Below are 25,575 nucleotides of genomic sequence, written 5' to 3'. Positions count from 1 at the left end.
CCAGAAACCCTCATCATGCTTGACAAACACGGCATCGCCCGGCGCATCGCCCAGGAAGTAAAAGACGGCTCCTACGTCAACCTCGGCATCGGCATTCCCACGCTGGTGGCCAACTACATTCCGGCCGGCATCAACGTGGAACTGCAGTCGGAAAACGGCTTGCTCGGCATGGGCCCCTTCCCCACCGAAGACCAGGTCGACCCCGACCTCATCAACGCCGGCAAGCAGACGGTGACCACGCTACCCGGCTCCAGCATCTTCTCCTCCGCCGACTCCTTCGGCATGATTCGCGGCGAGCACGTGGACCTCACCATCCTCGGCGCCATGGAAGTGAGCGAGCGCGGCGACATTGCCAACTGGAAAATCCCCGGCAAGATGGTGAAGGGCATGGGCGGCGCCATGGATTTGGTAGCCTCCGCCAAAAACATCATCGTGGCCATGCAGCACGTGGCCCGCGACGGCTCCAGCAAACTCCTCACCGACTGCACCTTGCCCATCACGGGCCTGCGCTGCGTGAAGAAAATCGTGACCGAGCTGGCCGTGCTCGACGTGACGCCCGACGGCTTTGTGCTGCGCGAGCGCGCCCCCGGCGTGAGCGTGGAGCAAATCCAGGCCGCCACCGCCGGCAAGCTGGTGGTGCCCGAAGGCGAGGTGCCCGAAATGCAAGGCGTGTAAACACGGCGGCGGCGGTTTCATATAGCAATCTGCGGTGCTTCTGCGCGTACCTTCGTGGTCACTTATTTAGCTGATTTTATGCGCCGACTCCTACCCTTTTTGCTGCTGGCCGGGCCGGCGCTGGCCCAATCGCCCATCATCGACCGAACGGACATGCCGAGCCTGACGGCCGGCGTCGACACCCTGCGGCTGAGCGTGGCCAGCCCGGTGCTGCCCGCCGCGGCGCCGCCCCTGTCGCGGCGCGGCGCCAACCAAACCTGGAACTACGCCAGCCTAACGCCCACCACGCAGCGCGTCGAAACCTTTCTGCCGGCCAGCACCGCCATAGCCACGTCGCCGCTGGTTTACGGCCTCACCTTTGGGCCGTTCGGCGGCGCGAACCGGGCCACCGTGGCTTCGCCGCAGGCACTGCCGGTGGCGGCGGGCGGCCTCGTCCCGCTCACCGATACCTACCAGTTTTTCGCGTTGTCGGGCGCTGCGGCGGCGGTGCAGGATTTTCGGTCGGTGGGCTTTGGGGGCACGGTGTCAGGCGCGACGGTGCCGGTCACCTACGCGAGCCACGCCCAGCAGGACGTCATCTACCGCTTTCCGCTGAGCTTCGCCAGTTCCGCCGATTCCAGCAATTCCTACTTCACCACCCCGGCGGCGGCCGCGGCCGTGGGCTACCTCAGCCAGAAGCGCAAGCGCGTGAACAAGCCCGACGCCTGGGGCACCCTCACCACGCCCTTTGGCACGTTCCAGACGGTGCGCGTGGTGACGCGCCTGGAGGACCACGACAGCATTTCGGTGGGCCCCATCAGCCAGGGTTTTGATGTGCCGGTGACCCGCGAATACAAGTGGCTGGCCAACGCCCAGCACGTGCCGGTGCTCACCATCACCACCACGCTACTGGCCGGCCAGGAAACCATCACCAACGTGGAATACCGCGACATTTACCGCCGCCCGGTGCGCCTGGCCACCCGCGACGCGGCCACCGACGCGGCCCTGAATGCGTATCCCAATCCGTCGGCCGCGGGCACTCCGCTCACGCTCAGCCTGCCGGCGGGCAGCGGCCCGCTCACCGTTTCGGCCATCGATTTGGTGGGGCGGCAGCTGTTCCGGCGCGGCTTCAGCACTTCCGCCGAGGTGCTCACGCTCGGCGCCGACGCGTTTGGCGGCTTCCGCGGCGTGGCCCTGCTCACCGTGACCACGGCCCGCGGCACGGCCACCCGGCGCGTGGTGCGGGAGTAAGGTTGGTATTGCCCCAGCTTGGGAGGCAGCTCCTAATCCCGAAGCGTGTGCCATTGGCTTATCGGCGGCATCACATGCCTGGCTGCACTATTGCAGCAATCCATAAGCCGTAATTACAACGATGAGAATAGCGCTTTTGCTCTTGCTCCTGGTGCTGCGCCCGCCCGCGTGGGGCAGTCAGATTGTCGTTGGCCTAAACTCGGACAACTTGGTTAGCTGGAGCGTTTGGGAACGCGAAGGCACTTCCCTGCAACATTACTTGCTGCTGTATAACAAAGACGCGCAGCCGGTCGACGTCAAAATCAAGCTGCGGCAGCTTGCGGCGGTTGGCACCAACTTCCAGAACGTGCCCACCAACCGCACGATTTTCCACGTTTCGGTGCCGGCCCGGCAATTGCTGCGGCTGAAATACCCGAAGAAGCTGTTGCGCTCGGACTACACGGAATACTTCGAAAACGACAAGGCCATCGGCCTGTTGCCGGCCGCCACCGCCCAGCCCGACCAGTCAGTGCTGAACGACTCGTACCGCTTTTACACCGACCAGGGCATCAACGCTCGGTATTTTGGCTATTGGGTGGCGCTCGAATCCATTGATGACTTGCCCAGGCGCATTGCCCTCACCGCGGCGCACAGGTTTGCTGCACCCGACGAAACCACCAAAGAGGAATACCATTTGGTGAAGCTATACCCCGGCCTTGAGTACCGTAACCCACGGGCTGGCGCATTAGATTCGGTGTACCGGGCGGGGGCCGATGCCTCCATTATTCGGCTAGATGCGGCCCGCCCCAGCGCCGTTGTGCCCGTGAGCCCGGGCGTGGCGGCCACCGGGTTTTCGGTCTACACCGTCTACGTCGAACAGATTAATGACGGCTACAGCTACGACGAAGCCAAGCGGCTCGTGCCCAACAAATCCGTTGGCTCCTCGATTGGCTTCCTCCCCGTTTTTCCCAAACAACCCAAGCAGCACAATGGTCGCCGGCCATGAATTTAGGGAACGTTCGCACCGTTCGGCCGCCGTTTTCGTTTGATTACCCGTTGGCAGAATCTGTCGACGGGTTTTTTTACGGGTAATTTTGAGCAGGTCCATTCGGCCAGCGGCACCGTACCGCTTTTTTGCTCTTTTCCTTGCAGTTTCGTTTTTCTTAGTAATATGGCCACTTCCTCCAACGGCAAATCTTCTGCTGCTTCTAATGGCAAAACCGCCCCCGGCGGCGCCCACGCCAAAAAAATAGCTACCCCCAGCGCCGCCCCGGTGGCCGAACGCCTCACGCCCACCGCGGTGCCGGCCCACAAGCTGGTGCTGCGTACCCTGCGCCGCTCCGACTTTAAGGCCATCAAGGAAATCATGGACAAGGTGTATTCCAACATGGAAGGCGCCTGGGCGGCCGATGAGTTTGCGGCCCTCATCCGGAAGTTTCCCGAAGGCCAGATTGGCATCGAGGACAATGGCCGCCTGGTGGCCGCGGCCCTGGCCATCATCGTGGACTACAGCAAGTTCGGCGACAAGCACACCTACGCCAAAATCACGGGCAACGGCAAGTTCGACACCCACGACGACGACGGCGACACGCTCTACGGCGTCGACGTGTTCGTGGACCCCGAGTACCGCTCGCTGCGCCTGGGCCGCCGCCTCTACGACGCCCGCAAGGAGCTGTGCGAGAACCTGAACCTGCGCGCCATGGTGGCGGGCGGCCGCATTCCCGGCTACGCCGCCTACGCCAACGAGATGACGCCCGCCAAGTACGTGGAGATGGTGCGCAACAAGGAACTGGTCGACCCCATCCTCACTTTCCAGCTTTCCAACGAGTTCTACGTCCGCAAGCTCATCCGGGGCTACCTGCCCTACGATTCCGAAAGCAAGGCCTACGCCACGCTGCTGGAATGGATTAACGTGTACTACGAGGAGAAGGAAAAGCTCATCGGCAACCAGAAGAGCAACGTGCGCATCGGCATTGTGCAGTGGCAGATGCGCGCCACCCGCAGCCTGGAAGACCTGCTCCAGCAGATGGAGTTTTTCGTGGACACCGTTTCGGGCTATAAATCTGATTGCGTGATGTTCCCGGAGTTCTTCAACGCCCCGCTCATGGCCCTCACCAACGAAGACTCGCCGTCGGTGGCCATCCGGGCCATGGCGGCGTTTACGGAACCCATCAAGCTCAAAATGATGGAATTGGCGGTGAGCTACAACATCAACATCGTGGCCGGCTCGATGCCGGTGTACGAGGACGGCAAGCTGCACAACGTGGCCTACCTCTGCCGCCGCGACGGCACCGTGGACGAGCAGTACAAGCTGCACGTGACGCCCGACGAGGCCAGCTACTGGGGCATGCGCGGCGGCGACAAGCTCAAGTGCTTCGACACGGACTTTGGCAAAATCGGCATTCTGGTGTGCTACGACGTGGAATTTCCGGAACTGGCCCGCATGCTGAGCGACGAGGGCGTGAAAATCCTCTTCGTGCCCTTCTGGACCGACACCAAGAACGCCTACCAGCGCGTGCGCATCTGCGCCCAGGCCCGGGCCATCGAGAACGAGTGCTACGTGGCCATCACCGGCTCGGTGGGCAACCTGCCGCGGGTCGAAAACATGGACATTCAGTACTCGCAGTCGGCCGTGTTCAGCCCCTCGGACTTTGCCTTCCCGCACGACGCCATCGTGGCCGAAGCCACGCCCAACACCGAGATGACCCTGATTGCCGACCTCGACCTGGACCTGCTCAAGGACCTGAACACCAGCGGCGCCGTGCGCAACCTGCGCGACCGCCGCAAGGACCTCTACTCGCTGAGCTGGACCGTGAAAAAAACCGACCGCGACGAAGAGCTGCTGGAGCAAGGCACCGAGCGCCTGCCCCGCACCAGCCGCCGCAAGGCCGTGGCGGCCGGGTAGCCGGCGTTCGGGCCCATGCCGCCCGGAACGTCATGAAACCGTGAAAAGCCCTGCACAATGCTTTGTTGTGCAGGGCTTTTGCTTTACTTTAGCCACCTAGCAATTGCTATTCTTGCGAATTGAACGCGCCGGTTTGGCTTGTCTCGCCTCTTCAGCCCCTATTATGCGCCTGTTCTTTAACACGCTAGCTCTGGCAACGGCCGGGCTGTTCAGTTTTCCACACCAGGCCCAGGCGCAAACGATTTACGGCCTCGTCGCTGCCGACGACGTCCTCAGCTTCTCGCTGCTTTCGTTTAATGCTACGTCGCCGGGCACTGTCACCCTACAAGGCCGGGTAACGGGCCTTGTCGGATTCACCATTTTATTAGGCATCGAGCGACGGCCGGCCACCGGGCAATTATTGGCGCTGGGGTACGACAACAGTACTCCCACGCCGCAGGTGCGCCTGTACGAGTTAAATCCGCTCACGGCGGCGGCCACTCCAGTTGGCCCGGCCATGGGGCTGAACCTTGGTAATTTAACCGGCAAAATAGGGTTCAGCATCGACCCCACCACCGACCAGATTCGCGTGGTAACGCCCGCCGGCAACAGCTACCGCCTCAGCCCCACCACGGGGGCCCTGCTGGCAACGGATGCCAACCTGGCGTACGCCAGCACCGATGCCTATGCCGGTCAAAACCCTGATGTACAGTCCATCAGCTATACCAATAATTACGCTACTAGCCCGGCAACCCAGTTGTTCGGCATCGACAAAACTGGCAACCGGCTGGTGCGGCAGGCGTCGGCTGGCAGCCCGGCGTTGGCCACAGTGGGAGACTTGGGCGTCCGGCTGGGCTCGTTTGACTTAGGCATCTCGACCGATTTGCAGAGTCAGACCAATAAGCTGTACCTGATGAATTCCACTCTCACCGGCCAATTCAGTCACACGGCCAATTGGTACACCGTGAATGCCAGCACCGGGACGGCCAGCCTGGTTGGCGTCATCGGCTCTCCCAACTGGCTCCTCAACATCGTCGACACGGCCGTGCCCAATTCCCTCGTCACGGCCACCCGCAGCCGGGCCGATTTAGCCGCCGATTTCAGCGTGTACCCCAACCCGACGGCGGGCCCGGCCAGCCTCAGCTTCCGCCTGCCACGGGCGGGCCAGGTGGAGCTGAGCGCAACGGATGCCTTGGGCCGCCCGGTGGCCACGCCGCCCGCGGCACGGCTGGCAGCCGGCCCGCACACGTTGCGCTGGGCCCCGCAGCCCGCGGCTCCGGGCCTGTATTTGCTGCGCCTGAGCGTGGACGGCGTGCCCGCCGCGACCGAGCGCGTGCTGGTGAAGTAGGGCGCCCTGGGGCGGCGGCCGGGTAAAATCTTTTTGCCATCTTGCGCGCCCAACCCTTTCATTTTTTGAACCGCATGCAGCAAGACTACTCCTTTTCTGAATTTGCCACCCAGCCGGTAGAGTTGCCCTACGCCACCACCGGCCAGCGCCTCGGCAACTACCTCATCGACGTGGCGTCGTACTATTTCTTCTTCATCGTGCTTTGCCTGGTGCTGGGCGTGGTGATTGGGCTGACCGGCCACACCGAGCTGCAGCGCTACGCCGAAGGGCCGGCGAGTACCTTGGCGGTGTTCGCGCTGATGTTCCTGTACTTCTTCGTGCTGGAAGTATCCACGGGCCGCACCATCGGCAAGCTCATTACGCGCACCCGCGTGGTGATGCAGGACGGCTCGGAGCTCACCACCAAAGCCATTCTGCTGCGCACGCTCTGCCGGCTGATTCCGTTCGATGCCTTTTCCTTCCTGGGCGGCGACTCGGGCTGGCACGACACCCTCTCGAAAACGCGCGTGGTGCAGATTCCCCGCTAGCTTTCGGCCCGCCTTCGGGCAAAGCCCGCGCCCGGCCCGGTGGCCAGGAGCGGGCTTTTGTGCGTAAACTGCGGCCCCAACTTCACCCGCTATTCCCCACCAATCCTCATAATATGCGCGTTTTCATCACCGGAGCCAACCGGGGCCTGGGCCTCGAACTCACCCGCCAGTACCTGGAGCGCGGCGACCAGGTGTTTGCCGCCAGCCGCCAGCCCGACCAGGCCACTGACCTGCAGCAGCTGCGCCAGCAATACGCCGACCGCCTCGTGTTGCTGCCCCTCGACGTGGCCAGCGCCGCGTCCATCGAAGCCGCCGCGCAGGCCGTGCAAGCCGCCACCGACGGCCTCGACCTGCTCATCAACAACGCCGGCGTGTACCCGCACGCGGGCTCGGGCGACGCCCACCAGCGCCTCGGCCAGCTCACCCACGACGACGCCATCGAAACCATGCAAGTGAACGCCATTGGGCCGCTGCTGGTGGCCCAGGCGCTGCTGCCGCTGCTGCGCGCCGGCCAGAAGGGCCGCATCCTGAGCATCTCTTCGGGCCAGGGCTCCCTCACCTGGAAAGCCACCGGCGACCCTTACCACTACAGCGCCAGCAAGGCCGCCCTGAACATGTACATGCGCAGCCTGGCCGCCGAAATCGGCCACATGGGCCTGATTTCGGTGCTCGTGGACCCCGGCTGGATGCGCACCGACATGGGCGGCGACCACGCCAGCCAGGACCCCGCCGACTCGGCCCGCGGCATCATTAGGCTAGCCGAGCAGCTGCACGCCGAAGAAAACGGCAGCTTCGTGACCTGGCAGGGCCAGCCCGTGCCCTGGTAAGGCCGGTTGAATCAACCAAAACCAAAAACGGTCATGCAGCGCGCAGCGAAGCATGACCGTTTTTTCTAAACCCAATTGCCCTGCCAACGGCTATTGGCTGGCCAGGTAGGCATGGTCGCGCAGCACGGTTTGCAGAAAAGGGCCGTCGGGCAAATCGGTTTGGATGCCGGTGAGGGACTTCACCTTGTTGGCAATTTCGTTCAGCAGCTCGTAGTTGTTGCGCGCCACGGCTTGGTTCGCCAGCTGCCGCACCAGGGCCACGTCGTGGTCGGCCAGCAGGGCGGCCTGCGGAAACACGGGCTGGTAGGCGTCGGCCAGGCTGCTCAGGCCGGGCGCCAATGGAGACGTGGCCTGCGGGCGCACCTTCACCACGCTGGTGCCGGCGGCGATGTCGCCGAGGCGCTGCCCGCGCCCGTTGGCGGCAATGGTGAGGATGGCCACCAGGCCGCCGAAAAAGCCCGTGTCGATGATGCGCAGCAGCCAGCGCAGCAGGTAATCGCCGAGGCTGGGCGCCGTGCCGTCGAGGCGCATCACGCGGATGTCGCGGGCTTTCTTGCCAATGCTTTGGCCGTTGAAAAACACTTCGCAGGCGAGGTGGTAGAACACGTAGGGCACCGCGGCCAGCGCGCCCAGCACCACCATGGCCGCCGAGCTCTTGAATTCCAGCACCGCAAACAAAATGACCCAGGCCGCCACCCAGGCGCCGAGGATGAGGTTGTCGAGGATGGCGGCCACGATGCGGTCGCCGAGGCTGGCGACTTCGTATTCGAGCGAAACGTTTTGGGCGGTCTGGACGCGGATGGAGGCCATGGGTGCGGAATAATTTCCGACGAAGAAACGGCAAAACCCGCGCTGCGCAAAACTTGCGCCCTTGCCGGGGAAAAGCGCGCGGTTGGGCGGGCTCGGCTTCCTATCTTTAAGCCCCACAACTCCTACCCATGCGAGAAGCCGTTTTTTTGCGCCAGAACCAGGAGCGCTGGCAGCAGTACGAGCGGCAGCCACCGGCCGGCCCCGACGAGCTGGCCGCCCGCTTCGTGGCCCTCACCGACGACCTGGCCTACGCCCAGACCTTTTACCCCACCTCGCCCACCACGGCCTACCTCAACGGCCTGGCCGGCAAGCTGCACCAGCGCCTCTACGCCAACAAGCGCCAGAGCCACGGCCGCTTCGCCCGCTTCTGGGCCGCCGAGCTGCCGCTGGTGGTGGCCCGGCACCGCCGCACGCTGGCCGTCACGGCCCTCATTTTCCTGGTGTTCACGGCGCTGGGGGCGCTGTCGGCGGCCTACGACGACTCGTTTGTGCGCGTGGTGATGGGCGACGCCTACGTGAACCAAACCATCGAGTATATCCGCCGGGGCGACCCCATGGCCGTGTACAAGCAGGAAGGCGAGACGCTGATGTTCCTGGGCATCACGGCCAACAACATTTACGTGGCCCTGAGCATCTACGTGCTGGGGGCCACGCTGGGCATCGGCACGCTGGTCCAGATGTTTCGCACGGGCATCATGCTGGGCTCTTTTCAGTACTTCTTCTACCATTACCACGTGCTGCGCGCCTCGGTGCTCACCATCTGGATACACGGCACGCTGGAGATTTCGGCGGTGGTGGTGGCCGGTGCGGCGGGCTTTGTGATGGCGCAGGGGCTGCTATTTCCGGGCACCTTCAGCCGGAGCGAGGCCTTCCGCCTGGCCGCGCGCGACGGCCTCAAGATGGCCATTGGCCTGGTGCCCATTTTTGTGGTGGCCGGCTTTCTGGAAGGCTTCGTGACGCGCCACACCGAAATGCCGGTGGCGGCCAGCCTGGCCATCATCGGCGGCTCGGCGGCCTTCATTGGCTGGTACTTTGTGTGGTATCCGCGGCAGCTGCTGCGCCGGCAGGGCCTGGCCGTTTCCGCTTAAGCTTTTTCAGGGTCCGCCATGCGTCTGCTGTTTGCCCAAGCGTCCGACTTTCGCCGCGAGCGGGACTTTGGTCAGAAAATCTCGGCCACCATTGAGTTCATCGCCGCCCATTGGCGCGGCCTGGGGCAGGTGCTGCTGTACCTGGTGGTGCCCGCCACGCTGGCGCGCCACCTGCTGGCCGCGGTGGTGCAGCGCTACCTGGCCGTGGAGCTGCCGGGCCCCGGAGCCGCACGCCCCCTGGATTCCGCCAGCGTCTTGTCGCGGCAGCTCGGCCTGTGGAAACTGATTTACGCCTCGCCGGCTTACTGGCTGAACACGCTGGCCGGCTCGGTGTGCTTCACCCTGCTCATGCTCAGCGTGTATGCCTACGTGGGGCTGCTGTTGCAGCGCCGGGCGCCGGGCCCGCCCGTGGCCGTGGCCGAGGTGTGGGCGGGGGTACGCCGCGGGTTCATCGGCACCTTTTTCTCGCTTTGGGGCGTGGTGCTGCTGGTTGGGGTGGGCTTCGGCTGCCTGCTGGTGCCGGGCATTTACCTGAGCGTGGCCCTCAGCCTGTTTTTCATCGTGCGGCAGGCCGAGGGCACGGGCTTTGGCCAAACGCTGGGCCGGTGCCTGCACCTGGTGCGGGGCAAGTGGTGGTCCACCTTCGGGCTGATTTTCATCACCCTGCTGCTGCTCTACATCATTCTCGTTGGCGAGGGCGCCGTGGCCGTGCTGCTGTCGGGCGGGATGAGCGCCGCGCTGCACGCTTCCCGCACGCATTCGCCCCTGTTCACTGTGGTTGTCACCAGCATTGGCAGCGTGGCCACGCTCTTGCTGTACCCGCCGTTGCTGCTGGCCTTGGCTTTTCAATACTTCAACCTAGTGGAGCGCAAGGAGGGCGTCGGGCTGCGCCTGTTGGTGGACTCGCTGGGCCAGACGCCCGCGCTGCAGGTCAGCAACGCCGCCTACCGTCCCACCGACGAAGGCGAATATTAACTTTCGGGTCCGCCCGAATGCCCCTAACCCGATAAAACTCAGCCCCTGGCTGACCTATTGAATGAAAGCAAAAAGCAGATTTACCCGCGAAGCCGACTTTCGGCAGGAGCGGGATTTTGGGGCCAAAGTGGGCGCCACCTTCGAGTTTGTGACGGCCCAGTTCCGGCCCCTGGTGAAGTGCCTGGCGTATTTTGTGCTGCCGGCGGCCCTGCTCGGCGGCATCGGCATGGGCCTGGCAATGGGCAACCTGCTGGGCCTGATGACGGGCGGAACCGGGCGGGTGACCAGCCGCCTACCGGAACAATTCGGAGGGCCCAACCCCCTGATGACGGGTTCCTCCGTCCTCGGCTTCGGGCTGGCCGCGTTGGGCTTTCTGGCCGCGTTCCTGCTGCTGTCGAGCACGGTCTACGGCTTTGTGCGCGTGCGCCTCAACACGCCCCCCGACGAGCCCGTGACGCCCGGCCGGGTGTGGGCTTTTGTGCGCGGCCGGCTGGGCAGCGTGGTGGGCGCCTGGCTGCTGCTGAGCATCATTTTGGGCCTGGGCATCGGCATCGTGGGCGGGGCGCTGGGGCTGCTGGGCCCCGGCTTCATTGTGCTCCTTATGCCGGCGCTGCTGTGGGTGGTGGTGTGCCTGTCGCTTTACTTCCCGGCCCTCTGGATGGAAGACGGCGGCGTGGTGGCGGCCTTCCACCGCTCTTTTTACCTGATTAAGGGCAAGTGGTGGTCCACCTTCGGCCTGTACCTGGTGGTTTCGTTCATCACCGGGGTGCTGAACTACATTTTCATCATTCCTTTCTACGGGCTGATGGCCGCCCGCCTCGTGTTTCACTGGAACGTCGACGACTCGGGCATCCTGAACATCATGGCCATGTGCATCTACGCCCTGGGCTGGATTTTCACGGCGGTGCTGCCGCTGGTGGCCATGCTGTTTCAGTATTTCAACCTGGTGGAGCGCCGCGAGGGCGTGGGCGTGCGTCAGCTGCTGAGCACCCTGGGCCAAACGACGGCCCCGCAGGTGAGCAACGCCGCCTACCGCCCCGACGAGGAAGGCGAATACTAGCGCCGCGCGGGCTGCGGCTGCGGTGTAGCTTTGGGAGAATTAATCCTTGAATAAGAGAATAAATCAGGACCAGTGGTCGATAGTGAGCGTGTTCGGATACGTGAGTAAAATGCCGTGGAAACCTGCTGGCCGCCTTAGGCCGGCGCTGCTGGTGCTGTGCCTGAGTGGGGCGCTGGGCACCCTGGCGGCGCCCGGGCCCCAGGCGCCGGCGCCCAAAGCCGCGGCCGCCGCGAAGCCGCCGCGCCCGCGGCCCTTGCCCTTCGACCGCACCACGCCCCTGCCCAAGCGCCGCCTCGACGAAGCCCGCCTGCGCGAGTTGGCCAGCGAGCGCGAGTTCCGCTACGTGGAGCCCGACCAGAGCACCAGCGCCTGGGACGCCTTCTGGGCCCGCATCTGGCGGTGGCTGGGCAACTTGCTGCGCACGCCCACCGGCCGCTTCACCTGGAAGTATGGGATGTACGCGGCCATTTTGGCGGCGCTGGTGTACGCCGTGCTCAAGCTGCTGCAGGTGGACGTGACGGCGGCCTTTGGGCGCGCGGGCCGGCGCGGGCAGCTTGCCTACGACACCGAAGCGGAAAACATTCACGAAGTGGATTTTCGCACCCGCATTGCCGAGGCCGAGGAAGCCGGCAACTTCCGCCTGGCCACGCGCCTGGGCTACCTCGAAGTGCTGAAGCATCTTACCGACGGCGGCTTTATTCAGTGGCAGCCCGACAAAACCAACCACGCCTATCTGTTCGAGTTGCCCGCCGGGCCCCTGCGCGACGCTTTCCGGGCTGCCACGCGCGAGTTTGAGTACGTGTGGTACGGCGAGCTGCGCCTGAGCCCCGCCCTCTACCAGCAGGCCCGCGCCAGCCAGCGCGCCGTGAGCGCGCTCGCGGCCGGAACCCCCCGCGTGGCCCCCGCCGCCCCTAACGCCTTGCCCGCCTGATGCCCCAGCTCTCCACGTTTCGTTTGTACCTGCTGGGGGTAGCGCTGCTGTTTGCGGGCTACGTGACGCTGGAATACAACCGCCCCCGGCCCCTGGACTGGACGCCGACCTACGCCAACAAGGACAAGATTCCCTACGGCACCTACGTGCTCTACGACCAACTGCCGCGCCTGCTCGGCACCGACTCCGTGGAAACGGTGCGCCTGCCGGTGTACAGCCAGCTCACCGGCCTGACCCTGGACGACGCCGAGCCGGACTACCGCATCCGCCGGATGCAGGAAGGCCTGGAAGAAGCCGAAGAAGCTGCCGAAGATGCCACCGAAGCAACCGACTCAACGGCCGATTTTAACGATTCGACCGCCACGGCCGAGGCCACTGAACCCACCGATTCGGCAACCCGAGAGGCCGACGCGGATACCGCCACTGACTCCACCGCCAGTGCCTCCGGGACTGAGGCTGAAGGAAATGAAGAGGAGTACGAGGACGACGAGGAGGAAGAATCAACGGACGCCCTTCCGCTACGCGCCGGGCCCGCCAACTACCTGTTCATCAACGAAAGCTTTGAGCTGAGCCGGCCCGACGCCCACGCGTTGCTGCAGTTTGTGGCGCGCGGCAACGACGTTTTCGTGGCCGCAAAATCCTTCAGTAGCGGGCGCGGGCTGCTGCGCGACAGCCTGGGCTTCGACGTGAAAGACGCACCCCTCACAACCACCAAGGGCTACAAAGGCATTTTCGCCATCGACTCGGTGGAGTTGCGCTTCACCAATCCGGCCCTGGCCAGCGCCCACATTCGCCTGCCCGGCACCAGCGTGGAGCAGCGCCTCGCCGTGGATTCCGGGCGCGTGGGGCGCACCCTGGCCACCGATGCGCAGGGCCGGGCCGTGCTCATTCGGCTCGACCACGGCCGAGGCCATTTTTACCTGTGCACCGCGCCGGCGGCGTTCAGCAACTACTACCTGCTACGGCCCCGCACCGCTTCATTCGCCGAAGCCGCGCTGGCCTACCTGCCCGCGCGCCGCGCTTGGTGGGACGAGTACCAGAAACAAGGCCCCATAGGCGAGCAGTCGCTGCTGCGGGTGGTGTTTGCGCACGAGGCACTGCAGTGGGCCTACTACCTGTGCCTGTTCGGCGGCCTGCTGTTTGTGGCGGTGGAAGCCCGGCGGCGGCAGCGCATCATTCCCACCCTGCGGCCCCTGCCCAACACCACGCTGCTGTTTACGCGCACCGTGGCCAGCCTCTACCGGCAGGGCAGCAACCACGCCCTGATTGCGGAGAAGAAAGTGGGGCTGTTTCTGGATTACCTGCGCACGCGCTTTCAGGAAAACAACCCCGATTTTGCCGATGCCGACTTCCGCGAGCGCCTCAGCCAGAAGTCGGGCCTGCCCCGCCCGCGCGTGGACGAGCTGCTGCGCCTGGTAAATTTCGCCCGCACTGCCCCCCAGATGACCGACCAGCAACTCCTGCAGCTCAGCAAGGCGCTGGGTGATTTCAGGCGGGAAGCCGGTCGCTGAATCCGTTTTTGCACTGTGCCGCGAAAGGACCTTTCCAACAAATTGCACTATCCCGCACTACCTTTTTGAAGCTCTTTTAAATCAACTTTCTATCAGCAGTAGGCCTGTTGTTTTTAACCCGACCTGCCTGACAGCGAACCCGAACCGCGCCCCAATATATGGACATGGAAAACGAAAATCTCGACGCCGCTGCCCCCACCCCTACGCCGGATTTTTCCAGCCACGTGCCGGTGCCAGCGGCCACCCCAGGCGCTGAATCCGCCGCGCCGGACGCCAGTGCAACGGAAACCGCAACCAGCAGTGGCGGCGCCGCGGCCGAACCCGAAGGAGCAATGTCCGAAGCGCCGGCCGTGGCCGAAGCCTCGTTTGCGCCGCGCACCGACTTCGCCCGCCTCACAGCCCAGACCGAAGCCATTCGGACGGAAATCGGCAAAATCATTGTGGGCCAGACGGAGCTGCTGGAATTGCTGCTAACCGCCATTCTGGCCGATGGACACGTGCTGCTGGAAGGGGTGCCCGGCGTGGCCAAAACCCTCATGGCCAAGCTGCTGGCCCGCACGCTGGAAGTGCCGTTCAGCCGCATCCAGTTCACGCCCGATTTGATGCCAAGCGACGTGCTGGGCACTTCGGTGTTCCGGCAAAACAAGGCCGACTTTGAGTTTCGGCGCGGGCCCATTTTCGCCAGCGTGGTCCTGATTGACGAAATCAACCGCGCGCCGGCCAAGACGCAGTCGGCGCTATTTGAGGTGATGGAGGAGCGCACCGTGACCCAGGACGGCACCACCTACCCCATGACCGAGCCCTTCCTGGTGCTGGCCACCCAAAACCCCATCGAGCAGGAAGGCACCTACCGCCTGCCCGAAGCCCAGCTCGACCGTTTCCTGTTCAAGCTGCACGTGGGCTACCCCACGCTGGCCGAGGAAGTGCAGATTCTCAGCGGCCACCACGCCGGCCTGGGCAGCACCCACCTGGAGGCCGTGCAGCCCATTCTCAGCGCCGCCGACCTGGCCGCCCTGCGCCAGCAAGTGGGCCAGCAGCGCGTGGAAGCCAACATTCTGGAATACATCGCCAAGCTCGTGGGCCAGACGCGGGCCCACAAATCCCTGTACCTCGGCGCGTCGCCCCGCGCCTCGCTGGCCTTGCTGAATGGCGCTAAAGCCCTGGCCGCCCTGCGCGGCCGCGACTTCGTGACGCCCGAAGACGTACAGTTCCTCGCTCCCAGCGTGCTGCGCCACCGCATCATGCTCACGCCGGAGCGCGAGATGGAAGGCGGCACGCCGGACGAAGTGGTGAAGCAGATTATGCAAGCGATTGAAGTGCCGCGCTAGATGCAGTATTCCACCTCTTGGCTGCTGGACCAACTCGCGCAAGGGCAGCGCCTCAAATACCTATTTTTCTGGGGCCACCAGCCCAGCCGCGACGGCACCATCACGAAGTCGTGCTTCAGCCAATGGTGGCGGGCCGATTTTGTGGTGGCCGGCGTCACCTACCGCTCTACCGAGCACTGGATGATGGCGGAGAAAGCGCGGCTATTTGCGGATGACGCGGCTTTGGCGCGCATTCTGGCCGCGCCCAGCCCGGCCGAGGCCAAGAAGCTGGGGCGCGGGATTCAGGGCTTCGAGCCGGAACGTTGGGACGCGCACAAGTACCAGATTGTCAGGGCCGGCAACCTGCGCAAATTCAGCCAGCACCCCGATTTGAAGAAATTCCTGCTTGACACCGGCGACCGGATTCTGGTGGAAGCCAGCCCGGTTGATGCCATCTGGGGCATTGGCCTGGCGGCCGACTCGCCTGATGCGGAGAACCCGGCCCGCTGGCAGGGGCCCAACCTGCTCGGCTTTGCCTTGATGGAAGTGCGGGACGAACTGCGAAACCTATGAGCTTTTTTCTGACTCCGCGCTTCTTTTTAGCCGTGGCCGGTTTGGCCGTGGGCTTCGTGGTGGCCTTTTTTCTGCCCTGGCTGCTGGGGCCGATGCAAATTGTGCTGGGCCTGTTTGTGGTGCTGGTGCTGCTGGATGCGCTGCTGCTCTTCGCGCCGGCCAAAAACAAGGTGGTGCCCGTGTTCGGGCGGCGCGTGATGGGCGACAAGCTGGCCAACGGCTCGGAAAACGACATTCAGATTTACCTCGAAAACCGCTACCGCTTTCCCATCCAGACCGAGACGATTGACGAGATTCCGCACCAGTTTCAGCGGCGTGACGTGCTGTTTCGGGCGGCCGTGCCGCCGGGCGAAACCCAGATTATCAACTACCAGCTGCGGCCCGTGAAGCGCGGCGAGTACGAGTTTGGAGCGCTGAATATTTACGCGGCCTCGCCGCTGGGGCTGGTGCGGCGCCGCTTCCGCTACGAGCAGGGCCGCACGGTGCCAGTGTACCCCTCGTTTCTGCAGATGCGGCAGTACGAGCTGCTGGCCATTCACAACCGCCTCACGGAGGTGGGCGTCAAGCGCATCCGGCGGGTGGGCCACAGCATGGAGTTTGAGCAAATCCGGCCCTACGTGCCCGGCGACGACCCGCGCAGCATCAACTGGCAGGCCACGGCCCGCCGCGCCGGCACCGGCGCCGATGACGCACTGGTGGTGAACCACTTCCAGGACGAGCGCGCCCAGCAAGTGTACTGCCTCATTGATAAAGGCCGGGTGATGCGCATGCCGTTTGATGGGCTGAGTTTGCTCGACTACGCCATCAACGCCACGCTGGTGGTCAGCAACATTGCCCTGCTCAAGCACGACAAAGCCGGCCTGCTCACCTTCTCGAACCAGCCCGGCGCCACGCTGGCGGCCGACCGCCGCCCCGGCCACCTGCTGAAGCTGCTCGAAATCCTGTACCGCCAGAAAACCCGCTACCTCGAAACCGACTTCGAGTTGCTCTACGCCACGGTACGGGCCCGCGTGAAGCAGCGCAGCCTGCTCATCCTGTTCACCAATTTCGAAACGCTGCACGGCATGCAGCGGCAGCTGCCCTACCTGCGGCGCCTCTCGAAAGACCACCTGCTGCTGGTCGTGTTCTTCGAAAACACCGAACTGCGCGAGTACCTCGACGCGCCGGCCGAAACCACGGAGGACGTCTACAACCAAACCATTGCCGAAAAATTTGCACAGGAAAAGCGGCAAATTGTGCTCGAATTGCAGCGCTACGGCATTTATTCGTTGCTGACCGCGCCGAAGGATTTGACGGTGAACACCATCAATAAGTACCTGGAATTCAAATCCCGCGGCTTGATATAGCCCACGGATTAGCAGGAATTTAAGCGGGTTCTACGGGTTTGAGCTTGCGCTGAACTGCGGTTGTGGACGTGTATTTGCAGACGGCGCCCTGAATATTCCTTTGATGATACGAATGCGGAAGGCCGACAGAATGAAAAAAAAGGCACTGTGGCTACTGGCCTTGCTCCTGCTGATGGGGCAGGCCGGACTGGCCCAATCGACTTCGACGCTGCTGCCGGTGCCCGCCGAAATGCGCTGGGGCCAGGGCCGACTGAACCTCAGCAAGCCGCTGAAGCTGCAGCTGGACAACTCCCCGGACCCGGCCGTGCGCCCGGCGGTGCGCCGCTTGCTCACCCGCCTGCAGGGCCTGGCGGAGCCCGCCACCGGCCCGGTTTTGCAGATTCGCTACGGCCGGACGGGGCTGCCCGAAAAATTCGATGAGGAACGCTACAGCCTGCGCGTGACGCCGATGGGCGTGAGCATCGACGCCCCCACCAGCCTGGGCGTGCTGCGGGCCCTGGCCACGCTGGAGCAGCTGCCCGTCACCGAAAAAAAGCAGCGCTACCTGCCCGAAGTCGACATCCAGGACCAGCCGCGCTTTGCCTGGCGCGGGCTGCTGATTGACGCCGCCCGGCACTTCATGCCCGTGGCCGTGATGAAGCGCAATATCGACGGCATGGCCGCCGTGAAGCTGAACGTGCTGCACTGGCACCTGACCGACGACCAGGGCTTCCGCATTGAGAGCAAGGTGTTTCCGCGCCTGCACACCGTGGGCAGCACCGATGGCCTGTATTACACCCAAGCCGAGGTGCGCGAGGTGCTGGCCTACGCGGCGGCGCGCGGCATCCGGGTGGTGCCGGAGTTCGACATGCCCAGCCACACCACCAGCTGGATTGTGGCCTACCCGCGCCTGAAATCCAACGACTCGACCTACGCGCCCTACACGCAGTGGCGCACCACCAACGTGGCCATCGACCCCACCCGGGAAAGCACCTACGCCTTCCTCGATTCGCTGCTGACGGAGATGACGGCGCTGTTTCCGGACCCGTATTTCCACGCCGGGGGCGACGAAAACGACGGGCGCAACTGGCGCCGCACGCCCCGCATCGTGGCGTACATGCGGGCCAATAACATGGTGAAAGCCGACGGCAAAACCGTGGACAAGCACCAGCTGCAAACCTATTTCAACCGCCGCGTGCTGGCCCTGTTGCAAAAGCGCGGCAAAAAGATGATAGGCTGGGACGAAATTCTGGGGCCGGACCTGCCCAAAGAAACGGTCATCCAGAGCTGGCGGGGCAAAAAAGGGCTGAACGACGCGGTCAAGCTGGGCCACCCCGCGCTGCTGTCCAGCGGCTACTACCTCGACTTGAACCTGACGGCGGCCAGCTCCTACCTCACTGACCCGCTCCCGCCCGACACGCCCCTCACGCCCGCCGAGCAACAGCTGGTGCTGGGCGGCGAGGCGGCCATGTGGGCCGAGTTTGCCGACTCAACGATGCTGGATTCGCGCATCTGGCCGCGGGCCGCGGCAGTGGCCGAGCGGCTGTGGTCGCCGCCAGCCGCCACTCAGAGCGTGGCCGATATGTACCGCCGGCTTCCAGCTGTTTCGGCCGAGCTGGAAATGCTGGGCCTGCGCCACCGCATCGTGCCGGAGCTGCTGCTCAAGCAATTGGCCGGCGGCAACAACGTGGCGCCCTTGCGCACCCTGGCCGAAGTACTGGAGCCCGTGAAAGAGTACAAGCGGCATTTCCAGGGCTTCAACTACACCACCGCCACGCCGCTGAACCGGCTGGTGGACGCCGCCCCGGCCGAATCGGAAGTGGCCCGGCGCTTCGGCGTGCTGGTCGACAGCGTGGTGGCGGCAAGCGGCTCGGCCTCGGGCCGGTCGGCGGCCACGGTGCGGCAGCTGGCCACGCTGCGCGCCCAGCTGCTGCGCTGGCAGGCCAACGACGCGCTGCTGCAACCGCAGCTGCTGCTGCACCCCATGCTGCGCGAGTACGGCCCGCTTTCCACTAGCCTCGCCGCCGTGGCCAAGCTGCTGCTGGAGCGCCTCACGCAGCTGCAAACCGGGCAGGCGGCGTCGGCGGCGTGGCAGGCCTCGGCCAAAACGCTGCTGGATAAGGCCCAGGCGCCGGCTGGGCAAGCGGAGCTGGCCGTGGTGCGAGCGGCCCGCAAGCTGGCCGGCATTTAAGCCCTCGATGCTCGCCTTTTTTCCGCACTGCGCACTTTAATGGCTGCCACGCTTTGATTCCTTCCTCCCCCATTCTTCGCCACTTGCTGCGGCTGGGCCTCGTGCTGGCCGTGGTGCCGTTTGTGGCGCTCATGGCCTTCAATCATCCGTTTTTCGATGATTACCGCACGGCGTACTGGACGCACGAGCACGGGCTGTGGGGCATGCAAAAGTGGTTTTACCTGACGTGGTCGGGCCGGTTCACCTCCACATTTTTCATGACCGTGCTCAACCCCGTTACCTACGGCTGGCTGGAAGGCGTGCGGCTGGTGTCATTGCTCGTTTTCGGGATGCAATGGGCCAGTTTAGCGTTTTTGCTGCGCACAGTTTTTCACATCGTGCTGCGGATTGAGTTTGCCTGGAGCACAGCGCATTGGGCGACGGCCCTGCTGCTGGCGCTGTTTTGCAACGCGACGGCCGCGCCGTTTTCGTTTCTGTACTGGTTGTGTGGGGTTGTGGTGTACCAACTCACTTTGTCGAGCCTGCTCACGTTTGCGGCGCTGGCTTTGCGGGCGGGCTGGGGCCCCGCGGCGGCGCAGTGGCGCAGCGCCGGCTGGGCCTGCGGGCCGCTGGTGCTGGCCGTGGCGGGCAATGAGCTGACGATGCTGCAAGCCGTGCCGGTGCTGGCCCTGCTGGGCTACGCCCTGCCCACAGCCGCCCGCCCCAAGTGGTGGCTGTGGCTGGCGGTGGCCGGCGCTACGGCCGCGGCTGCGGTGCTGGCGCCCGGCAACTGGCTGCGCGTGGCCGCCACCGCCCCGCCCACCGACCCGCTGCACGCCTACCGCTGGCTGGTGCTGCTGCCGCGCACGGCTTATTCAATGGTGCTGTTTCTTGCGCAGCCCCTGAATGCGCTGAGCTTGCTGGCCGCCGCGGCAGCCGGGCTATGGCTGGGGTTTCAGTCTAGTTCTTCTACTACTGCCGCCGCGGTGGCCAGCTGGCCGCGCCGGCATTGGTGGGCGCTGCTGCTGGCTTTTGGGGCAATGAATACCGTCGGGTTTCTGCTGTTTCGCTACGTGCTGGTGGGGCCGCCGCTGCACCGGGGTCGCAATGAAATGCTGCTGCTCATGCTGATAACCGTGCTGGCGCTGGCGTGGCTGGTGGCCCTGCTGCCGGGGGTGGCCCGGTGGGCGCCGCGTTTGCGGCGCTTTGCACCCGCGCTGGCGCTGCTGGTGGCGGGCTTGTTTGCGGTGGGCAATGTGCCGGTGGCGTGGCGCGAGCTGGCCACGGCCGCCGCGCCCTTCGATGCCCAGATGCAGGCCCGCTACGCGCTGTTGCGCGAGGCCCAACGCACCGGGCAGCCCACGGTGACCTTGCCGCCGCTCCGCCTGCCCACGGCCCGGATATTGATGCCGCTCCGCCAGTTCACGCCGCCGCGCAACCTGGAATTTGACATCGACCTGACCACCGGCTGCGACGGCAACATCAACGACGTGACCGAGCGCTACTTCCACGTGCCCAACGTGTGCTGCGACCCCAGCGCGCCCGACCTTGTGCCCCGGCGTTAGCCGCCGGCCCCCTTTCCAATCTTCTGCGCCGAAGTATCTTTCCGCATGCAAGCTGCCATTACCCACGCTCTGGCCAACCTCAATTTCACGGCCATCGACTTTGAAACCGCCAACGAGCACCGGGCCAGCGCCTGCGCCGTGGGCGTGGTGCGGGTGCGCGGCGGCCACATCGTGGAGACGTACCAGACCCTGCTGCGCCCCCGCGTGCTGCGCGTGGACTGGCGCAACTACCAGGTGCACGGCATTGCCGAAACCCAGCTGCACGACGCGCCCAGCCTGGCCGATGTCTGGGCTGACCTCCTCCCCTACCTGCACGAGCAGCCCGTGGTGGCCCACAATTCGGCCTTCGACGTGAGCGTGCTCGAATACACGCTGCGCGATTTCGGCGTGCCCATTCCGGCTTTCCACAGCCTGTGCTCGGTGAAGCTGGCCAAGGTGTGCTGGCCGTTTCTGGAGCGCCACAAGCTCGACCACGTGGCGGGGCATTTTGGCATCCCGCTCAACCACCACGACGCGCTGAGCGACGCACGGGCCTGCGCCGAAATCACGGTGCGGGCGTTTCAGTCCGGCACGGCACTGCCGCTGTGCTACAAGCAGCGCGAGCTCACGGCCGGGCTGGCGGCGCGGGCGGCGAAGCAGGCCTACGCGCGCGCTTAGCGCCGGGCCGAAGAACCCGGGCGGCCAAAGACGTAAGCGAGGCAAAGGCTGTGGAACGGCGCCGGAAGGTACGGAAGGAGCCTGTGCGCATCCCTTTTCCATGCTACCCGCCGGGTTCGGTTACATTCGCATAAAAATAAAAGGAATGTAACCGAACAGCAGGCCCCCGCCGGCCACTGCCCCGAAACCGCCTCGGCAAGCGCTCAAAACAGCACCGCCACCTGCATGCGGCCGGTGTGCACGGTGTTGAGGCCGCTGGCTTTGCGGCCGTCGTAGGCCAGCGTGATGTTCAGGCCGTTGCTGAGGCGCTGCTCCACGTTCAGGTTCCAGGTGAAGTTGCTGCCGGGGCGCAGGGCGTTGAGGATTTCGATGGCCACCACCGAGTTGAGGTCTTCGGGCCGGTCCACATCGAATTTGACGCGGGTGTAGCGCGTGGCGGCCGTGATGGTGCGCTTATTCACCTGGCTGATGCGGGTTTCGATGCCCAGCTCGTCGAAGATGCCGGGGTGGGTTTCGGCCGGCGTGGGCACGGGCACCGTGGGCAGGTCGGCGGTGAAGGTGTTTTGCTTGTGGGTGCGCAAGTAGGTGCCGGTGAAGCGCAGGCTGGGCGAGGGCTGGTAGCTGATTTCGGGCTGCACGGCGTAGCTGAGCAGGCGGTAGTTGCGGGTGAGCAGGTAGTCGCTGCTGGCTTCGCGGATGTCGCGCGAGCCCGTGAGGCGGCCCGTGAACGAGGTGGCCAGCGTGCGGCGCAGCAGCAGGCTCTGGGTGCTCACGTTGCGCAGGTCGCGGCCCTGGGCCAGCAGGGTTTTCTGCTGAGTTTGCTGAAAAGTGAGCTCAGCGCCAAATACCGGATTGGAACGGTTGAAGTACAGCGTGTTCCGAAAGAGCTGGTTGAAAGCCAGCAGTTGGTCGTCCTCCTTGTCGTAGCTGAAGGGGCTGAGGCGCGAGAGCAGCCGCGGGTCGGTGGTGCGGCGGTCCACGGTGATGCTGGTGAGGGTGGCGAAGCGCGACGCCACGGCCTTCCAGCCGCCGGCTTCGCGCCAGCCGCGCGGGGCCGCCGTGGTGAGACGGTAGCTCAAGCGGTTGGTAAAAGCCGTGATGTAGTCGGTGGTGGGCAGGTAGACCTTGATGTAGGTGCGGTACTGCGCGTCCGGCGTTTGCGCCTCAAAAAACTCTTCCTTGTCCTCGCGCAGGTTGCCGTTGAGGTCGCCGGCGTAGTAGTGGGTGCCCTGCCCGGCCGGCACGGCCAAAAAGGAGTAGTCGCGCTTGAGCTCGCGGCCGGTGGCCACGCTGTAGTTCAGCTCGGAGCGCACCTGATTCTGGAACAGGCTGGCGTTGTAAAACACCTGGCCCAGCACCGTGCGGTTGTGCGCCAAGCCCAGCGAATCCAGGTCGCGGTAGGTGGCCAGCAGCCGCACGTCCTGGTTTTTGCTCAGGCGCGAGGCCAGCGTGCCCTGCCAGGTTTGGGCGGTGCCGCGCAGCTGCAGGGCGTTTTGCTCCAGGTTGGGGGTTTGGTCGCGCCGGTAGCTGTAGTCGAGCCGGAACTGGGTGCGGGCCGAGTCGCGGCTTTGCAAGAACACGTTGTGCTCGTCGAAGTAATTGGCCGAGCGAATGGTATCGGTGGTGGTGGAGCTGACGCGGTTTTTATCGAACCGGTAGGTGTAGCCCGGCACCACGCGCCCGCCCACAAAGCGGCCCGTGGCCTCGCCCCGCGCCCAGTCGGAATGGAAGCGCCCGGCGTCCGAGTTCAGCAAAAACAGCGAGCCGCGCAGCTCCAGGTTGCCCACCTTCTGGGCCGCGTCCAGCCAGTGCTGCAGGCCGCTCACCTCGCCCGGCCGGTAGCGCCGGCTCAGGCGGTAGTTGACGTTGTTGTTAAAATCCTTGGCGGCGCCCACGCTGAAGTTGAAGATGTTGTCTTCGCGGGCCGTGGAGTTGACGCCGGTGCTCTGCTGGGTGGTGCCGTTGCTCCAGTTGCGCTCAAACTCGATGTCGCGGTAGCGGTCAATCGGCGAAAAGTTCTTGCCCGTGTACTCGTAGTCGAGGGTAGAGCGCAGGCGGTAGCCGCGCAGCGGGCCCACGGCCAGGACGGCGGGCAGGCGGCGGTCCTGCATCGCGTAGCCCACGCGCACGGCCCCGTCCTGGTCGCTCTCAGGCGAGAAGCGGTTGCGCTCCAGCCGCGAGTGGGCCGCGTCCACAAACACCGTCGTGCTGCTGTCTACTTGAAAGCTGACGCCGCCGGCCACCATCTGCTTGCGCAGGGGCGTGGCCACGCGGCGCACCGGCAGGTAGCGCCCCCCGCCCGGGCTCACGTAGGTATACACGGTGCCGTTGGTGCTCTGGAAGCGGGGCTCGGTGCTGCGCTCGTAGTCGCCGTTGCCCTGGCCCACGTCCGTAAACGCCACGTTGTAGGAGCCGCGCACGGAATCCACCGGCGAGTCGGCGCCCACGTAGGTGAACACGGGCAGGCGCCGGCCGCCCACCGTGCGTACCTCGCGGTGGTACTGCACAATGCGGCGGTTGTAGGCCGTGGAGTCGCCGCCGGCCACCTGGGCCACGCCCACGTTGCCGGCCCGTTGCAGCCGCCGCACCAAGGCGGTGTCCTGCAGGTCGATGTTCAGCGCGTTGTTGGGGTTGTCGGCCTCCTGGTAGAAGTTGCCGTGCACGTTCAGGCGGCCCAGCTGCTGGTAGTGGCTGGCCGTCACCAGCGAGCGGGAATAGTTCAGGTCCGAATACTCGAAGTCAATCTTAATCCGCGAGTTGCGCGTGATGAGGTGGCGCGGCGTGAACGTGACTTCGGCCAGGTTGTAGTCAATGGTGTAGTCGGCGTCAAACCCACGGGTTTGCAGACGCCCATCCAAATACACTTTCTCCGAGTTGGCCAGCACGATGATGTAGGGCTCGCCGTTGGGCCCGCTGAGGCGGTAGGGCCCCTGCACATTCTCGATGGGCGGCAGGTCGATGCTGGCAAACTTGCCCTTGGCCACCCCGCCCGCCACCGCGGTGGAGGAGCGCCACGCCAGGCCCTTGCGCACGCCGCCGCTGTTCACGGTGGCGCCGGCCACGGGCGCGGCATCGCCCTGGGGCAGCGGCGGGGCGCCGCCGGTGGCTTGCTGCCGGTTGGGGTCGGTGAGCTGCGGCTGGCTGATGGCGGGCGGGTTGAGCGTGGCCGGCGCCGTGGTGTTGCCCGGCCCGGCGGGCAGGCTGCCGTTGGCCAGCTGGCCCACCTGCCCATTCAGGAACGTGGCGTTCGACATGCCCTGCGAGGCGCCGGCGCCGGCCAGCCCGAGAATGGGTGGGCCAAAATTGGCCTCGGCGGCGGCACCCTGGATGTTTTTGTAGTAGCGCAGGAAGTAGTCGGGCTTGTTGCGCAGCACCACGTCGCCGGCCGTCAGGCTCCAGTTGGGGTTGGTGAGGGTGATGTAAATTTTGTCGAACTGCTGCAGCTGCTGGGTGTTGCCTTCGGGCTGAAACGGCACGTTCTGGTCCGAGATGGCGGCCGTGAGGTTGATGTTTTCGGCCAGCTTGCCTTCCAGCTGCAGGTTCAGGGCCGAGTTCACGAACACGTTCTGGGTGTTGCCGAAGCTGATGCCGCGCGCCAGGTTGCCGGTTTTGTTGATGCCCGGCGTGCTCAGAATCTGCTCCTTTTGCGAAAAGTCTTCCAGCCCCATTATCGGCTGCCGGAAGCCCAGGCTGTCCATCAGCCCGATGGGCCGGCGATAGCGCGCGGCCGTGAGGCGCAGCGGCAGCACCCGGTAGCACACTTCCACCGAATCGGCCACCGGGGCGCCGCTGCTGTCGCGCGGGGCGGGCCGCACCCAGCGGTAGCGGTCGGTGCGGCCGTCGTAGTCCAGCCCGCGCCCGCCGGCCCGCACCGAAGACGGCACCACGGTCAGCGTATCGGCCAGCGCGAAAAAGGTGGTGTCGCGGCCCGGCGCGAGGCGCACGTAGCGGCAGCGCCGGGTGCTGAGCGGCGGGGCATCGGCCGGCTTGGCGGGCCGCACCTGGGCCTGGGCCGGCAGTAGTAAAAGCACAAGCGCCGCAACGAGCAGGCCCGCAAGGGGGAAGCACAGGCGTAAGCGGCGAATCATGCGGTAAAGGTCGGGTTTGGCGGGTAACGCGGGCAGGCAGCCGTT

General features: G+C 65.1%; 20 protein-coding genes. 18 read left to right on the top strand and 2 right to left on the bottom strand.

What is annotated here, in order from left to right:
* Positions 1-15 precede the first annotated feature (15 nt).
* The 7 genes from I2H31_RS03105 (at position 16) to I2H31_RS03075 (ending at position 7,470) form a co-directional block, all read left to right on the top strand.
* Positions 16-675, top strand: a complete 660-nt coding sequence (locus I2H31_RS03105; protein ID WP_196291528.1) for a CoA transferase subunit B — start codon at positions 16-18, stop codon at positions 673-675.
* 78 nt (positions 676-753) lie between these two features.
* The gene (locus tag I2H31_RS03100; protein ID WP_196291527.1) at positions 754-1,905 is read left to right on the top strand and encodes a T9SS type A sorting domain-containing protein; all 1,152 of its coding nucleotides are present in this window, start codon (positions 754-756) and stop codon (positions 1,903-1,905) included.
* Between the two features lie 121 nt (positions 1,906-2,026).
* Positions 2,027-2,890 carry a hypothetical protein gene (locus I2H31_RS03095; protein WP_196291526.1) on the top strand — a complete coding sequence of 288 codons (864 nt, stop codon included), beginning with the start codon at positions 2,027-2,029 and terminating at the stop codon, positions 2,888-2,890.
* 360 nt (positions 2,891-3,250) lie between these two features.
* On the top strand, positions 3,251-4,789 hold the full coding sequence (locus I2H31_RS03090; protein ID WP_394368952.1) for a carbon-nitrogen hydrolase family protein: 1,539 nt from the start codon (positions 3,251-3,253) through the stop codon (positions 4,787-4,789).
* Positions 4,790-4,952: 163 nt separating this feature from the next.
* The gene (locus I2H31_RS03085; RefSeq protein WP_196291524.1) at positions 4,953-6,116 is read left to right on the top strand and encodes a DUF4394 domain-containing protein; all 1,164 of its coding nucleotides are present in this window, start codon (positions 4,953-4,955) and stop codon (positions 6,114-6,116) included.
* A gap of 74 nt (positions 6,117-6,190) precedes the next feature.
* Positions 6,191-6,643 (top strand): RDD family protein, encoded by a 453-nt coding sequence (locus tag I2H31_RS03080; RefSeq protein ID WP_196291523.1) that lies wholly within the window; start codon positions 6,191-6,193, stop codon positions 6,641-6,643.
* Positions 6,644-6,756: 113 nt separating this feature from the next.
* Entirely contained in the window at positions 6,757-7,470 is a 714-nt protein-coding gene (locus I2H31_RS03075; RefSeq protein ID WP_196291522.1) for an SDR family oxidoreductase, read from the top strand.
* Positions 7,471-7,560: 90 nt separating this feature from the next.
* Here I2H31_RS03075 and I2H31_RS03070 read toward each other — a convergent pair whose 3' ends face one another.
* On the bottom strand, positions 7,561-8,280 hold the full coding sequence (locus tag I2H31_RS03070) for an RDD family protein (protein ID WP_196291521.1): 720 nt from the start codon (positions 8,278-8,280) through the stop codon (positions 7,561-7,563).
* 128 nt (positions 8,281-8,408) lie between these two features.
* Here I2H31_RS03070 and I2H31_RS03065 point away from each other — a divergent pair, with 128 nt between their 5' ends.
* The 11 genes from I2H31_RS03065 (at position 8,409) to I2H31_RS03015 (ending at position 21,442) form a co-directional block, all read left to right on the top strand.
* Positions 8,409-9,368 carry a stage II sporulation protein M gene (locus I2H31_RS03065; RefSeq protein ID WP_196291520.1) on the top strand — a complete coding sequence of 320 codons (960 nt, stop codon included), beginning with the start codon at positions 8,409-8,411 and terminating at the stop codon, positions 9,366-9,368.
* An 18-nt stretch (positions 9,369-9,386) separates the two neighbouring features.
* The gene (locus I2H31_RS03060; protein ID WP_196291519.1) at positions 9,387-10,343 is read left to right on the top strand and encodes a hypothetical protein; all 957 of its coding nucleotides are present in this window, start codon (positions 9,387-9,389) and stop codon (positions 10,341-10,343) included.
* Positions 10,344-10,404: 61 nt separating this feature from the next.
* Positions 10,405-11,403 (top strand): hypothetical protein, encoded by a 999-nt coding sequence (locus tag I2H31_RS03055; protein WP_196291518.1) that lies wholly within the window; start codon positions 10,405-10,407, stop codon positions 11,401-11,403.
* A 46-nt stretch (positions 11,404-11,449) separates the two neighbouring features.
* On the top strand, positions 11,450-12,334 hold the full coding sequence (locus tag I2H31_RS03050) for a DUF4129 domain-containing protein (protein ID WP_196291517.1): 885 nt from the start codon (positions 11,450-11,452) through the stop codon (positions 12,332-12,334).
* On the top strand, positions 12,334-13,845 hold the full coding sequence (locus I2H31_RS03045; protein ID WP_196291516.1) for a DUF4350 domain-containing protein: 1,512 nt from the start codon (positions 12,334-12,336) through the stop codon (positions 13,843-13,845). Before I2H31_RS03050 ends, I2H31_RS03045 begins: the two co-directional genes overlap by 1 nt.
* Positions 13,846-14,177: 332 nt before the next feature.
* Positions 14,178-15,173, top strand: a complete 996-nt coding sequence (locus I2H31_RS03040; protein WP_196291730.1) for an AAA family ATPase — start codon at positions 14,178-14,180, stop codon at positions 15,171-15,173.
* Positions 15,174-15,725: an NADAR family protein gene (locus I2H31_RS03035; protein WP_196291515.1), complete on the top strand. Its 552-nt coding sequence runs from the start codon at positions 15,174-15,176 to the stop codon at positions 15,723-15,725.
* The gene (locus I2H31_RS03030; protein ID WP_196291514.1) at positions 15,722-17,071 is read left to right on the top strand and encodes a DUF58 domain-containing protein; all 1,350 of its coding nucleotides are present in this window, start codon (positions 15,722-15,724) and stop codon (positions 17,069-17,071) included. Before I2H31_RS03035 ends, I2H31_RS03030 begins: the two co-directional genes overlap by 4 nt.
* A gap of 130 nt (positions 17,072-17,201) precedes the next feature.
* Entirely contained in the window at positions 17,202-19,241 is a 2,040-nt protein-coding gene (locus I2H31_RS03025) for a beta-N-acetylhexosaminidase (RefSeq protein ID WP_196291513.1), read from the top strand.
* Positions 19,242-19,294: 53 nt separating this feature from the next.
* Positions 19,295-20,785, top strand: coding sequence for a hypothetical protein (locus tag I2H31_RS03020; protein ID WP_196291512.1), 1,491 nt, complete (start codon positions 19,295-19,297; stop codon positions 20,783-20,785).
* 45 nt (positions 20,786-20,830) lie between these two features.
* Positions 20,831-21,442: a 3'-5' exonuclease gene (locus tag I2H31_RS03015; protein WP_196291511.1), complete on the top strand. Its 612-nt coding sequence runs from the start codon at positions 20,831-20,833 to the stop codon at positions 21,440-21,442.
* A 203-nt stretch (positions 21,443-21,645) separates the two neighbouring features.
* Here the strand turns inward: I2H31_RS03015 and I2H31_RS03010 are convergent, their stop codons facing one another.
* Complete coding sequence (locus I2H31_RS03010; protein ID WP_196291510.1) at positions 21,646-25,530, bottom strand: hypothetical protein; 3,885 nt, start codon at positions 25,528-25,530, stop codon at positions 21,646-21,648.
* Between the last annotated feature and the right edge of the window lie 45 nt (positions 25,531-25,575).

It is taken from the genome of Hymenobacter ruricola (genome assembly GCF_015694525.1).
Classification (GTDB): Bacteria; Bacteroidota; Bacteroidia; order Cytophagales; family Hymenobacteraceae; genus Hymenobacter; species Hymenobacter ruricola.
Note: the sequence above shows the minus strand (reverse complement) of the source record. Positions and strands in the feature narration are given on the sequence as shown.